At 33.4% G+C, this 14,269-nt stretch carries 12 protein-coding genes; all 12 read right to left on the bottom strand.

The window, feature by feature from the left end; all coding sequences use genetic code 11:
- Positions 1 to 39 precede the first annotated feature (39 nt).
- Positions 40 to 666 carry an MCP four helix bundle domain-containing protein gene (locus tag AC3E9W_RS16600; protein ID WP_488769203.1) on the bottom strand — a complete coding sequence of 209 codons (627 nt, stop codon included), beginning with the start codon at positions 664 to 666 and terminating at the stop codon, positions 40 to 42.
- A 28-nt stretch (positions 667 to 694) separates the two neighbouring features.
- Entirely contained in the window at positions 695 to 1,297 is a 603-nt protein-coding gene (locus tag AC3E9W_RS16595) for a hypothetical protein (protein WP_488769202.1), read from the bottom strand.
- Between the two features lie 208 nt (positions 1,298 to 1,505).
- Positions 1,506 to 1,946, bottom strand: a complete 441-nt coding sequence (locus AC3E9W_RS16590; RefSeq protein WP_488769201.1) for a hypothetical protein — start codon at positions 1,944 to 1,946, stop codon at positions 1,506 to 1,508.
- Between the two features lie 46 nt (positions 1,947 to 1,992).
- Complete coding sequence (locus tag AC3E9W_RS16585; protein WP_488769200.1) at positions 1,993 to 3,720, bottom strand: sodium:solute symporter family protein; 1,728 nt, start codon at positions 3,718 to 3,720, stop codon at positions 1,993 to 1,995.
- A 114-nt stretch (positions 3,721 to 3,834) separates the two neighbouring features.
- Positions 3,835 to 6,366: a PIG-L family deacetylase gene (locus AC3E9W_RS16580; protein WP_488769199.1), complete on the bottom strand. Its 2,532-nt coding sequence runs from the start codon at positions 6,364 to 6,366 to the stop codon at positions 3,835 to 3,837.
- Between the two features lie 176 nt (positions 6,367 to 6,542).
- Positions 6,543 to 8,168, bottom strand: coding sequence for an LVIVD repeat-containing protein (locus tag AC3E9W_RS16575; protein ID WP_488769198.1), 1,626 nt, complete (start codon positions 8,166 to 8,168; stop codon positions 6,543 to 6,545).
- 206 nt (positions 8,169 to 8,374) lie between these two features.
- Positions 8,375 to 8,893, bottom strand: a complete 519-nt coding sequence (locus AC3E9W_RS16570) for a hypothetical protein (protein WP_306154917.1) — start codon at positions 8,891 to 8,893, stop codon at positions 8,375 to 8,377.
- A gap of 177 nt (positions 8,894 to 9,070) precedes the next feature.
- Entirely contained in the window at positions 9,071 to 10,903 is a 1,833-nt protein-coding gene (locus tag AC3E9W_RS16565; RefSeq protein WP_488769197.1) for a hypothetical protein, read from the bottom strand.
- A gap of 78 nt (positions 10,904 to 10,981) precedes the next feature.
- Entirely contained in the window at positions 10,982 to 12,082 is a 1,101-nt protein-coding gene (locus AC3E9W_RS16560; RefSeq protein WP_306154921.1) for an AI-2E family transporter, read from the bottom strand.
- 101 nt (positions 12,083 to 12,183) lie between these two features.
- Positions 12,184 to 12,714, bottom strand: a complete 531-nt coding sequence (locus AC3E9W_RS16555) for a mechanosensitive ion channel domain-containing protein (RefSeq protein WP_306154923.1) — start codon at positions 12,712 to 12,714, stop codon at positions 12,184 to 12,186.
- A 10-nt stretch (positions 12,715 to 12,724) separates the two neighbouring features.
- Positions 12,725 to 13,309: a Maf-like protein gene (locus tag AC3E9W_RS16550; protein ID WP_306154925.1), complete on the bottom strand. Its 585-nt coding sequence runs from the start codon at positions 13,307 to 13,309 to the stop codon at positions 12,725 to 12,727.
- Positions 13,302 to 14,228, bottom strand: a complete 927-nt coding sequence (locus AC3E9W_RS16545; RefSeq protein WP_488769196.1) for a geranylgeranylglycerol-phosphate geranylgeranyltransferase — start codon at positions 14,226 to 14,228, stop codon at positions 13,302 to 13,304. The genes AC3E9W_RS16550 and AC3E9W_RS16545 overlap by 8 nt, the downstream gene beginning before the upstream one ends.
- Positions 14,229 to 14,269: the final 41 nt, after the last annotated feature.

Here is a 14,269-nt window from a genome sequence, read left to right as displayed (position 1 = left end):
AAGTAAAACTTGGAATTTAAAAATTTAAAATATTGGAATTTAATTCATACTAGGTGGTTCAGGAATCTTGATTGTTTTTTTAATTTTCTTAATCAGAAGATAAAAAGTGATTCCGCCTAAAATTATAAGTAGCGCAATTTGAAGCTGGCCAAGGACATTGTTTTTATTATACATGGCATTTGCCGCTTCAAGTTTCGCTTTTCCTTCTTTAATCTGAATTTGAGAAAGAGATTCCAATGTTTTTAAGGCTTCAGCACTAGAACTAGCTATTTTATCCCAGCTTTTGCTTTCAACCTGTTTATTGATTTCTTTGCAAGAACTCAAAAAAGCATCAAAATACTGTTTTTCTTTATTGGTTAAAACTGTTTTAGCGTACAAATCATCAATATTATGAATAATATCAAGCGTATGGATAATTTCATCTTTTTTAATATTGTCGCTTAAATTCAGTTTTTCAGCTTCAGATTTTATAAAATGAAGTTGCTTAGAATATTGAAAAATATAATGCGCCACAACCAATCGATCTTTATAAATCGCATTGATATTATCATTTACATTTTTAGAGTTCCGTAGCGTATTAAAATTGCCTATTAAAATAATCAGCATTACAACTAACAGAATAAAAGCAGCTTTGGTTTTATTGCTGTATTTTTTTTGATCTTTCATAACGCTGTTTTTTTAGGTGACTAAAACTTTAATCAATCATTTTATTTTCAATAAGTTCAATGTTTTTTATTGATGCTAGAGGAGTAATTTTTATCTTTTTGTTTCCTTTAACAAAATAGAAATAGTACAAACTGTTATTTCCAATAACATAAACATTTTTAGATTCTCCCTCATTAAAATCGATCTGATAGCTGTAATCTAATCTGTTTTCTTTTAACTTTTTTGTGGTAAAATAACCACCAGCAAATCCGTAACCTAGAAAAAAAGACAACAAGAAAAGTACAAGAGATTTTATAGCAATAGAACTATAATAACTTTTGGTTTCTGCAGGAGTTAATTCGTCAGTTGATTTTAACTCAAAAGATCTTTTTATATATGCCACATTTTTATACTTAGCTAAAAATGAAGGAAGGTAAAAATGAATCACAAAGAGTATGATTATCGCTCCCAGAATTATTGGATTTGAAGTAAATTCAGCGATCGGACTTATTAAAACATCCATTATAGTAGAATATCTTAATATATTAATTCCGAATTGATAATAATAAATGCTGTCTTTCAGTATTCCCATCATAATCAGAAAGAGATATCCAAATGGCAATAGTTTTTCTAAATCGTCTGAAATCTTCATTTCTTCAGTTTAAAATTAGTTTGGTTTTAGTGGTAGTAATATAGCACTAAAATAATCTTTTTTTACTTACAAAAATTAAAGAATTGTATTTGAAGGAAATAGTTTTATGAATTTTAAGGAGCTGTTTCCTGCTGTCCGCTATATCTTTTGTCTCGTTAAAGAAACGAGACAAAAGGATGCCGCTACCATCAGGGCTAGGGTATCGGTGTTATTTGAGAGATTTTTGTTTAATTAGAGATGAAGTTTGTTTATTAACGATATCTGCCGCTTTATGAAGAAAATTTGGAGATACACAATCTCCATAGCTAATGTAAACAATACGATTATCATCTTCCAAATTTTCATTTTTTTGCTGTTGAGTTAAGTAACTTTCCATGCCACTAAATAAGTATACAGGATTTCCTTCTTCAAATAATTGAGTAGCAATTCCAATTAATCTTTGTTCTGCTACCATTTGCAAATCAGTTTCTTTACAAGATAAAAGAAAAGAACAATTGATTAAAGAGCAAAATTTGGAACTTTTAAATCCGTAATTCATTAATATTTCATTTCCTTGATTTAAATTATCAAAGCATTTCGTGTACAATTGAGCAGAAATCGAAGTGTCTTCAGCTGTACTAGAATCATCAAGATTTTGACTTTCAGCCAAAAAAAATGAAAAGAATGACAGCAATAAGAACACTTTCTGATTCATTTTAATCTAAAATTATTTCATTTTCATCATCAGATTTTCCTCTGAAAAATAAGAACTGTAATATTTCAGACAATACAATCGTCAAGATAGCTCCAATAAAGTTCAGCCATAAATAACCCAGTTTTTCCTGGCTGTAAATCATGAAATAGTAAATTACAAAAATGGTCAACTGACTAATAATAGCGCTGATAAACATTGGTTTTGCTTTAACTCTTTTAGAATAAAAAGCAACAAGGAATATTCCTAAAACGGTTCCGTAGAAAATTGAGCCGATAATGTTTACAAGCTGAATAAGATTTTCGAATAAAGTTCCCACGCAAGCAAAAAGTATCGCTACAACTCCCCAGAATAGGGTGAAAAACTTAGTAACATTCAAATAATGCTTTTCTGATTTTTCTTCTTTCTGATTTCGTTTGTAAATGTCAATTGCTGTTGTAGAAGCCAATGCGGTTAATCCAGAAGCGGTAGAAGACATTGCAGCCGAAAGAATAACGGCCAATAACAATCCGATAAGACCTTTTGGAAGATAGTGCAGGATAAAATGGAAAAAGACATAATCTTTATCATTAGTTTCGGTATTGCTATCGGCTCTCGAAATAATGTCTTTGGCTTTATCGCGCAGATCTTTTTCTTTATTAGAAAGTGCAACCAATTCTTTACGCAAAATCGGATTGTCGTAATCTTGATTCAGCTGATCGATATACAATAAATTAATCACTTTTTTATCTTCTGAAAGTTTGACCAATTTTTGTTCTAAAGCATGATATTCTTCTTTAAAAGCCGATTTTTCAATTGCAATCTTGTTATTCGGATTGAAATTTAAAGGAACTGGATTGAATTGGAAAAAGACAAAAACCATAACTCCCGTCAAAAGAATAAAGAATTGCATTGGCACTTTTAAAAGTCCGTTCATGATTAATCCCATCTGACTTTCGCGAACTGATTTTCCAGATAAATAGCGTCCAACCTGAGATTGGTCTGTTCCAAAATAAGCAAGTGCCAAAAAGAAACCTCCCGTTATACCGCTCCAGAACGTATATTTTTCTTCAGGATTAAAAGAAAAATCAACAATATTCATTTTATCATTTGCGCCAGCAATGTGTAGCGCACTGGTAAAAGTCATATCGTTTGGAAGATAATGCAGAATCAGAAAAAAAGTGATAAACATTCCAGACATAATGACAAACATCTGCTGTTTTTGCGTCACGTTTACCGCTTTTGTTCCTCCTGAAAAAGTATAGATAATTACCATTACTCCAATAATGATATTCATTACAGTCAGATTCCATCCTAAAAGAGCAGATAAAATAATGGCTGGCGCGTAAATGGTTAATCCAGTTCCTAAACCTCTTTGCACTAAAAACAAAATAGCGGCAAGCGAACGTGTTTTAACATCAAATCTTTTTTCTAAAAATTCGTAAGCTGTAAAAACTTTGCTTTTATGATATAGCGGAATAAAAGTCACACAAATGACAATCATGGCAATTGGAAGTCCAAAATAGAATTGCACAAAACCCATTCCATCGTGATAGGCTTGTCCAGGCGTAGATAAAAAGGTAATCGCACTCGCTTGCGTGGCCATTACAGAAAGTCCGACAGTATACCAAGGCGTTTCATTATTTCCTAAAATGAAATCCTCTACGTTTTTACTGCCTCGGGTTTTCCAAGAGCCATATCCAACGATAAATAATAAGGTTACAATAAGTACGATCCAGTCAAATAGCTGCATAGGTTATGAGTATAATTGCATGATTAAAAAGAAAATAGCAATATAAATTGCATTGGCTACTAAAACATAAGTGTAGCTTTTTTTCCATTTTTTTGTTTTTTTAGCTTCCATATTTTATTGCTTTAGATCTTGTTTAGGAGCTTCAATGGGCTGTTTTAGAGAAATAATATTCGATAATAATCGATACGCTCCAGAAACACCTTCTGGCAATTCTCTAAAGAAACTCAAACCTGTATAAATGTAATATCCTTTTCCGTATGGCGCGACAAGCAGAGCTCCGTCCTTAGCAGATTCTCCTTTGTCATGCGACGAAATAATAGGAGTGAAGGCAGGATCGTATTCGTTTGGATAATACAAACCTTGTTCTTGCGTCCAGCCTTTAAAATCATTTTCTGAAATTTTATTTGGCGTATTTAAAACAGGATGATTTGGTGCTAGAAAAGTAATTTTAGCATTTTCTTCTGTTACGCGATCATTTGATAATTTTAACGGATACGGAGCAATTTTATCGGTTACCAATTTTCCGTTTGTATTGTACTGAACGATCATATTTTTACCGCTTTTTACAAAATTAAAAAGAATGTTTTGCTTGTTGGCCAAAGCATTTACGGTATTGTAAGCACGAATTCCAGTAATAACAGTGCTAAAAGAATCTAGTTTTTCCGGCGTAATTTCATCAGGTTTTATAACAGAAACTTTGTATCCCATTTGCGCTAAACTTTCTGGAACTTCGTCTCCTGCGCCCATGATATAAGCAATGGCATCGCCAGAAGTTCTTAAATCCATTCTAATAAATTTTGATTCAGCTGGCTTTAAAACCATTTGTTTGGTAATATGACTGAATTCTATAATAGTCTGATCTTTGTCAAAACGTTTATTGTCAACAATTGCAACGCTTTTTGCTGTAACTTCTTCTGGATTAACAGGCGGTGTCACTTCAAAGTAAAAGATTTGTTCAGTGCCTTTTTTGTCTAAAGCAAACGGAATTTCTTTTGGAGAAACACTCCAGCTTTTTGGCAATTCCAATTGCAAATTTCCTTTAATATTGTCTTTTCCTGCGCGCACTTTTACCGGAATCATTTTGCTTTTGGTATCTCTAAAAAGCAAAACTCTTTCTAAAATTGAAGTAGTAACTTCTGGAACTATATCTAGAAAATTATACATTTCGCCTTTTACGCCGTCGTTATATTTGTAAACAACCGTACGCTCAAACGGAATTTCGACATCATTGATTTTTACATTAAAAACCACTTTGGTATCTCTAATAATATCTGGAATTCCAATAATTTCTTGATTAGAAACGGTATACATTCCAACAGTAGCTTTTTCTTTTAACCAATAAGGCTGCGTATATTCCATATTGCTTGGAAGCTGTAGCGAGAGGTTGATTTTCTGATCGTTATTATTTTTTAAAACAATGTTTTGAGCTGTAGTCTGATTGTCTGGAAGTGTTGTTACGCTAACTAACTGCATTCCAACTGCAGATCTGTTAATCGCTTCAATACTTAATTTAATTGTGCTTCCTGGAGTTGCTTCTTGTTCATTGGCAACGGCTTCAAGGTATAAGCCCGAACAAGATGCAATAATATTTTTTATGGCTGCCGATTTAATATTTTTCCAGTGCGTATCGTTTAAAGCTTGAATCATAGAATAGGCTTTAACTAAATCTGGAATGCTGGCAGAAGGATTGCTGAAATCGTATTTTGAAATAATAGAAGCAATCAAATCACCTACTGGTTTTCCGTTTTTAACGCGGTTCCAGCTTGTATCAATTCCGTCAAATAAATTATCACGCTCTTTTGGGGTTTCACCATTAATTAGTTCTAGATATTCTGTTTCTTCACCGCGAACTCCAGTGCTTCCAAATCCTTGCGATTGGTGACGGCTTCGGCTTAAAGCAGCAATTTCTTGGTTTGATTTACCGATTCCAGTGTAGTAAACGCCGGTTTCAAGTTTTGTAAATTTAGATTTATTGGCAGCATCAAATTTTTCCTGACTTCCGTAAAACCACCAAGAAGGATTAAAAAATTGGCGTTTTACCTGCCAAGGCGTAACATATTTTAATTGTTCTTGATAAACTTTCGGATCGTTTGTCAATTTAAAACTTTCAACGCTCAACATAGCAGAAGAAGTGTGATGCCCGTGCGTGGTGCCCGGCGAACGATGATCAAATCTATTGATAATAATGTCTGGCTGAAATTTTCTGATCGTCCAAACTACATCGGCTAGGACTTTATCTTTGTCCCAAATATCTAAAGTTTCTGATGGATTTTTTGAAAAACCAAAATCATTCGCTCTCGAAAAAAATTGTTCTCCTCCGTCTATTTTTCGAGCTTCAATTAATTCCTGAGTTCTAATTACACCAAGCAATTCGCGCAATTGCGGACCAATTAAGTTTTGTCCGCCATCGCCGCGAGTAAGTGATAAATAACCCGTTCTGGCATTCATATCGTTAGCCAAATACGAAATCATTCTAGTATTTTCATCGTCAGGATGCGCTGCAACGTACAATACTGAACCCAAAAAGTTTAATTTTTTGATTTGATTGTAAATTTCAACTGAATTTGGTTTTTGTGGCTGCTGTGCAAATGAAATTTGAAAACATATAAAAAATAGAAGAATGATTTGAATCTGTATTTTTTGCATATTCTGGTTAATTGTTTTTTTGAAAGTGCTTCAAAAATACTAATTATTTTATGGAACAGTATTTAAATGAAATGTTAATGATCGTTATTTGACAGTTATTTAAAAATAAAAACAAAAAAAAGCTGCCAGTTTAATTCTGACAGCTTTTTGAAAATATATATTTGAGCCTTTGTCGCTTATTTCAATTTGTTCTCTGTATCAACGTAGTTTCCAGTAATGGTAACATTGCTTCCTTTGGTCACTTTTCCATAAATAGTAATTGTAGAAGTGTTGCCAATAAAGTTGATTTTAGCACCGCTATTCAATCTTAAATCTCCCCAAATTACAACAGATCCTTCAATATTTAATACTGAATTATTGTTTATAATTAATTCTGTTGGAGACGATTGCTGATATTTACCTTGAGATAAACTTCCTCTCATGTTAAATGTACCACCGCTGTTTAAAGTCAAATTGCTTAAAACGGCAATCGAACCGCAATGTGTTAAAGTTGCACCATTATTAATAATTGCTGAATTAATAGCCGTTGCTCCCTGGTACGATTTTACTTCATTAGAATTTAAAATCAAATCTCTTCCTTGATTATACAAACCATAAGTTAAACAGCTTGCAAAAGTAGTATTTGGTTTTTCCATTTTAATGATTTTCAAACCGCCTGTTCCGCTTGCTACATAAATATAGTTACCACTTGATTTTACGTAGTTTGAAGAACCTGCTATTCCTACAGAACCTAACAAATTAAGCTGTGTTGCAGATTGATACACATTAAGTCCTAAAGCTCCGTTTGCAACAAATGCATAACCGTCATTGTAAGAAACGGCATTGGTTACATTGTCTTCACCAGCAGTTGCAATTCCAATAGTCTGCAATTTAGACCCGCTGTTGATGTCGTAAACGCCAAGACCGTTTGGACCTTCAGAAACAAAAAGTTTTGTTCCGTCAACATCCATCGTTCTTTTTGCTCCGCTTACGTCTGTAGAAGTTGTAAAGCTTTTTTGCAAAGCAAGCGTCGACTGATTGTAAACGTTAACTCCTTTATTTCCGCTTAAAGTCACAACTTTATCACTTGTTAGAGCAATAGAACGCAAATCTGTCACAGCAGCTTTTCCTGCAATTACTTTTGTAGAACTGCTTATTTTATACAAACTTCCGTTGTCTCCTGTTACCGCAAAATAGTTAGAAGCATTAGCCGCGACATCTGTTGTCACTCTGCTTTCTAAATAATTTGTAGTTAAATTGCTAGTCAATAATCCTGAGCTTAATGGCATATTAAACACAATTGCCGGATTTCCCGCAAGCTGAGTGTCTTTATCAACATCTTTTGCAGCTCCGATAATTAAATTTGATCCTGAGAAAGTTAGAGAAGTAATATCAGTATTTGGAATTAGGGCAGAAGTAACCAATTTAGGTTTGTAAGGATCCGAAACATCAATGACGTCAATAGCTCCAGAATAAGCATCGCCTCTCATAATATAAGAAACATAAGCATAATTTCCGTTTACTGTTACGTGACTAGCTTGTAATGTTCTACCGCTTGCATCAACTGGCGGTTTAACTTCGGCAATTTGAACTAAAGGGAAAGTAGTAGTCGCTGTTTCAGCAGCTTTTCCTGTCAAAGAACCGTTTTCGATCGAGATTACCCCAGAATTAGTTAGGTCAAGCCTTTTGTTTAAAGTAGATTGATCTGAGGTAATAGTAATGTTATCTGACGATTGTCCACCGTTATTGTTGTCATTATTATCGTCACAACCTATTAATAGTGACATTGCTAAAAATGAAAACAAATAAACATTCTTTTTCATAAATTTCTTTTTTGGGTTTTAAAATTCGGCGCAAATATATAGTTTAAATGAATTGAACAAGGGTTTTAATAGAGAAACTTATTGTTATACAGTCATTTATATTAAATATACAACATTTTAACAAAACATCAGATTAAACAAATCATAAAAAAAAGAGAGTATCATTTTTTTGATACTCTCTTGTATTGATTACTAGTAATTTAGCATTATCTTCTTCCTCTTCCGTGATCATGGTCATGATCATGGTCGTCATGGTCATGTCTTCCGTGGTGTTTATCGTGTTTGTCGTAATGTTTGTAGTCTTTACGATCGTAATGACGACGCTCACTATAACCGTAAACCGGTCTTGGTTTGTAAGGTCTTTGCGGAGCTCCGTGGTATCCTCTATAGTATTTTACTTTATGACGGTCAAAGTAGGTGTACGGAGTTCTACCGTGATAATCTGTCAATACTACTTTGTAACCTCCATACAAATCATAGTTTCTATATTGTCTAGGCAAGTATCTTGCTCTTACCCATTTTCCTCCTCCAAAATAGATGAATTGAGAAGCACGAACATCATAGTAGGCTTCAACATCTGGAAGATAGTAATATTCCATTTCTGTATATCCTGCTGGTCCCCAAGCTGGTGGAGATCCAATGTTTACGTTTACCGATACTTGGGCTTGCGTGGCGTTTGCAACCATTAGAAATAATCCGGCGATTGCTAATTTTATCGTTTTCATCTTTTTTATTTTTTTAAATGTTATTCTTGAATAGGGATATTCACATACTGTGCCAAAAAATAAAAACAGATGTTTTTCGTCGAATAAAAATGCATTTTATCGAATTTAGAATAACCCGAAAAGATGTAATTGTTTGAATTTTAAAACTTTAATTATTCGAAGAAAAAAGTAAAAAAATTATCTGTAATCGACAATTCTAGGTTTTGCGAGTTCAAAATTTTGCAATTTGTAATCGGTGGTTTCAAAAGTATTGGTTTTGAAAACATTATCGCCTTGCTGCGGAATACTTGGATAATAGGAAAGAGATAGCTGGAACGAACTGAAAACCAAATAGTCATTGTTGATAAGCAGTCCTACGGTAATTTTTGAATAGGGTTTGCTTTTGGTCATAGCCACTTCTGGACTTCCTAATACGGCAACTGAATAATTAAAAAATGGGTTTAAACGAAAACCTAACAAAGAATGAGGCGAATAGGTTTGGGTTTGAAGCGATAAAACTGCTTTACTGGTTCCGTAAACTGCACTGTTGAATCCGGGAATGCCATTTATTTCATTTATATTTAACTCATCTGCAATAATATTATCTCTATTAATGCCAATAACAAATTTCGGATTAACGAATTGTCTCAATTTCCAATTTCCAATACTGTATAATTTGGTGAAATAATTCGATTCTAATAAAAATGCCGTCTGATAGGTTTTGGACTGATGAAAAAAGGTTCCTGCCTCAAAATTCATGCTTAAGAAACCGAGACGATAGTAATTTCCAAAAGAATATTGCGCGCCAATATAAGGCCTCCAGTAAGTGTTTTTGTACTGATAGCCAAAAGTAATTCCGTAGATTCTTCCTGTAGCGACGTCTTCGGTCTGTCCGTTTCTAAAAATATAACTATCCTGAATAAATTTTCGGGTGTTTAGACCTATTCCGCTTAAAATCAGCTTTTCGTCAGAAAAAAAATGATCAGGATCGTACTCTTCAGTTGGTGTTTCACTGAAATTTTTATTCATAAATCTTGCCGTCGCAATGAGATTGGTAATGGCTTTATGAGGATCTTCAAAAACTTTAAAAGCGCGTCCCGCCCAGAGATCTTGAGACGTATATTTTACAGGTTGGTAAGCATAAGTAAGATCGGGAGCTTGAAGGGTATCTTTACGAAAATATTCATCTACATATACACCGCCTGCCCATTTGGTCAGAGGAGAGTAGAAGTCTCGCTCAACATTTATACTTTTAATATAATTATTGTCTAAGTCCATATTATAATGGATAACAGTTCCAATATAAGTATTTTTAATATTCGGAACCGTATAAGTAGCTTCATTAGCAGTTCTTCCGTCATCAAAGCGATTTGTAAAACGGTATTCTAACTGCTGACCAGAGCCAAAAAAATCTTTTTCTTTAAAACCTACGGAAACTCGATTACTCGAAATAGAAAACCTCGGAATCGTACTCCAGGAATCCAAAACACGAATCGTAACATCAACCGAATCTGAAGCTTGTCCAACACTCTGATTCGAAATTCGAACTGCCGTAACATAACGCTGTGCACGAATCAAACGTTCAGACTCCAGAACTTTATAGGTATTATAAGGTGTATTTTTCTTAAAAAGCAACAAATTATAAATCGCTATTTTTTTTGTTTTTAAGTGAAGTCGGTTACCCATTCTTTCTCCCCAATTTTTAGGCATTTGAGTGGTATCGGCAACCGAATGTCCAAAAGGATCTAACGTAATAATATTGATTTTTCGAATAATTTTTCCTTCGTAATTGGTCGAATCAATCTTAACAAGCAATTCTTCTTTTTTCTTAGACTTTTTAGATCTGAAAAACAATTTATGCATGGTCTGCGTAAATTTATTTTTCTTAGAGTAATTTCTAATTTTGGTATAAATCTCCGTACTATCTTTTTTGTTTTTTGGCTCTTTTTTATTCTGATCTACTTGCGCATATCCGCTTTGTAAGCAAAAGCACAGCAAAATAAAAAACAGTATTTTTTGATGTAAAGACATGCGGTAATTTTCTTCTAATAAAGATTAAGTTTTATGAATATAAGGAATAAATAAATGCTATGCTAGCATAACGCTTTTTTAATTTTCTGCAGGAATTTTTCTTTTCCTCCAAGCAAATTTTCGGGGCACATGATTTCCCATGAGATAACCCCAGGCTGAAAGCGATTCAATTCGGTCAAAAATGATTTTTAAGATTGCCAAAAGCGGGATGGCTAAAAACATTCCGGCAATTCCGGCGGCCGCTCCTCCGACAATAATTCCCATAATGGAAACAAAAGCGTTTATTTCTACTTTAGAATTAATAATTAAAGGCACAAGCAGATTATTATCTATAAATTGGACAATAATATTTACAATAAGGATTCCGGTAATTACAGACATTTCTCCCGATCCTGTTAAAGATGCGAGGACAGTAATAATTCCTGCAATTGTAATTCCGATGTACGGAATAAGATTCAAAATTCCCGTAATTAGCCCGAGAAGGATGAAGTATTTAATGCCTATAATCCATAGCCCCAAACTGGTTAAGACCGAAACCACAATCATTTCGATAATTAAGCTTACGATATAATTGTTGATCGAAACTTTTATCTGTCCTAAAATATCCTGCAAAACATCATGATTTTCTTTTTTGATTAGTTTCGCAAAAAACAGTTTAAAGTGTTCTTTATAAATTAGAAATAGAAAAGTATAAATAATCATTATGGTGCTGTCTAAAAGGACATCACTAATAGAAATTATAAACGAACCCAATTTTGCCTGACCCGTTTTAACTGAGTCTTGAGTAACAGAATCCAAGTATTTTTTTTGTTCACCTATACTGACCTCAAAATTCTCTCGTATGAATTTATGAATTTCAAGGATAAAAGCATTGGCATTTTTCTTTATCGTATCAAAATCATTTGCCATGTAGGTGACTTGATAGGAAATAAAAACCAGAATTCCAGCTATTACCGATATAAAAATGATCATACAGATTAACGCTGCAAGATGCCTAGGGAACTTAAGTTTGGTATTTAAAAATGTAAAAATCGGAAGCAATAAAACGGCAAATAAAAATGCCATTAAAATGGGTGTAAGTATATTTTTTCCGAGACAAAAAATGAATGCAAAACAAATTAAAGTTACAAGAATAAAGGAAAGTTTTGCATAGAACGGTAAAGTTATGGGCCGAGTCATTTTATTTTTATTTAGCTGAATTTATAAAACAAATATTACACTTTATTTGTCTTTTTCTGTTCTAGCTTTTTTTCTGGCCGTTATAAAATTCCCATTAGATTTTAGTCAAAAAACTCACGCTCTTCATACTTTGCCGGAATAATTGAAATTCCTTTTTGCAACAGTAAATTGTTTGGAAAAACGATTTTTTCTCCTTCTTTCGTTTTTAAGCTTACGTGAAACGTATTGATATCTTCAATTTCAGCTTCTATAGGGAAATCTTTGTCGTGTATTTTAATCGTGTCTCCAATTCGGAAAGGGAAGGAGAAAAATAAAACCATTCCAGAAGTAATGTTGCTCAAAATAGACCATTGCGCAAACATGGCAACGCCAATTACCGTTGCAATCGATGAAATAGTGAGAAAAATATCTTCTGTCTGAACTCCCCATATCACAATTAGACTTGTTACAATGAGAATGTTCATCAGAATATTGATATACTTGATAACCAAATTGGTACGATGCTCAAATAACTGACTTGTAGAAGCAAAACGTCTTATTAATTTAGCAATTACCATTCGCAGCACAATCAAAATAGTAATAAGAACGATTGTGGCAATTATTTCTCGGCTATACTCTTTAAAAGAAAACATAAATAAATTTTTACACTAAAGTAGTCAAAAATTCGTAAACTTTGGCTGTCGGAAGTCCCATAACATTAGTATACGAGCCTTCTACTTTTGCAACTGCCATAAAACCAAACCATTCCTGAATCCCGTAAGCACCAGCTTTATCGTAAGGTTTGTAATTTTCGATATAATATTGAATCGCTTCGTCAGACAAATCGTTAAAAGTTACCTTTGTAACATCATTAATTAGAGTAGAAGAGGAGTTAGTTTTAAAGCAAACCGATGTAAAAACTTCGTGAGTAGTATTCGACATAGATTTAATCATGGCAAAAGCTTCTTCAGCATTTTTTGGTTTCCCTAAAGCTTTATTTTGATGCCAAACGATAGTGTCGCTTGTAACTAGAATTTCATTCTCATTTAATTCTCCTTCAAACGCATTTGCTTTTAATTCAGCAAGATAATCGGTGATTTCAGCCGCTTTTAATTCTGGAGGATAAATTTCTTCCACATCTTTTAAGCGAATTTCAAAATCAAGGTCTAAATCCTTAAAGAACTGTTGTCTGCGCGGAGATCCCGACGCCAAAATGATTTTATATTTTTTTAGTTTTTCTTTAAGCATTGTATTTGATATTTAAGGCAATAACCAAGATTGATAAAATTCCGAAGAACAAAATAAGTTTTAAAATACTGCTTAAATGATGAAAATCTTTCTGCGATTTGGCACTAAAAATTTTCACGATAAAATAAAGCAAAGGCGCTAAAACCGTTACAAAAGCATAAAATACGGCTATGTAAAGCTTATTTTGCATGAAATAAGTATTGCAGTAAAGTCCACACATAATAAATGCAACAATCGCAAAACCTAAAGCAATTTTTGCCGCTCTGTTCACCCCGATTGCCACTGGGAGTGTATTAAATCCCATATTGTAATCGCCATTTACATCTTCAATGTCTTTTACGACTTCGCGAATAAAATTGATCATAAAAGCAAACAAAGCATAATCGGTCAAAATAGAAAAAAGACTAGCCATTTGTGCTTGATTTTCGCCAGTTGTAGCAGGAAAAAGATCAAAAACACCAATAATTAATACGCTTGCCGCTAAAAGCAACGCAACTACAAAATTGCCTAAAATCATGATTTGTTTTAGCGTTGTCGCATAAAAATATAAAAGGGAAGCAATTAGAATAAAAAGCGACGCAAAAGTCGGCCTCATGATAATATTAGACAAAATAAAACCAAGCGCAACGCCAGAAATATTTAATCCGATATAAATATTGTAAGCCGCAGTTTCTGAGATTCCTTTTCCAACTACAACATCGTTTGGTTTGTTAATACTGTCGGTTCCTACATCGTAAATATTATTGATTACATAACCTGCTGCAGCGAGTAAAACAGTGCTTAAAATCAATAATCCATATTGCCAGTCAGCCAATGCCAGTGGTACTTCCTGCTGTTTTAAAAAGGCATAACGAAAAAGCAGCTGCATAAAAGCAAGCATTAGTAAATTTTTATATCGAATAAGATTTAGGAATTTCATTTTTCTAAGTTTCTGAGTTGCTAAGGGGCTAAGGTTCTGAG

The organism is Flavobacterium sp. 38 (genome assembly GCF_057799715.1).
Note: the sequence above shows the minus strand (reverse complement) of the source record. Positions and strands in the feature narration are given on the sequence as shown.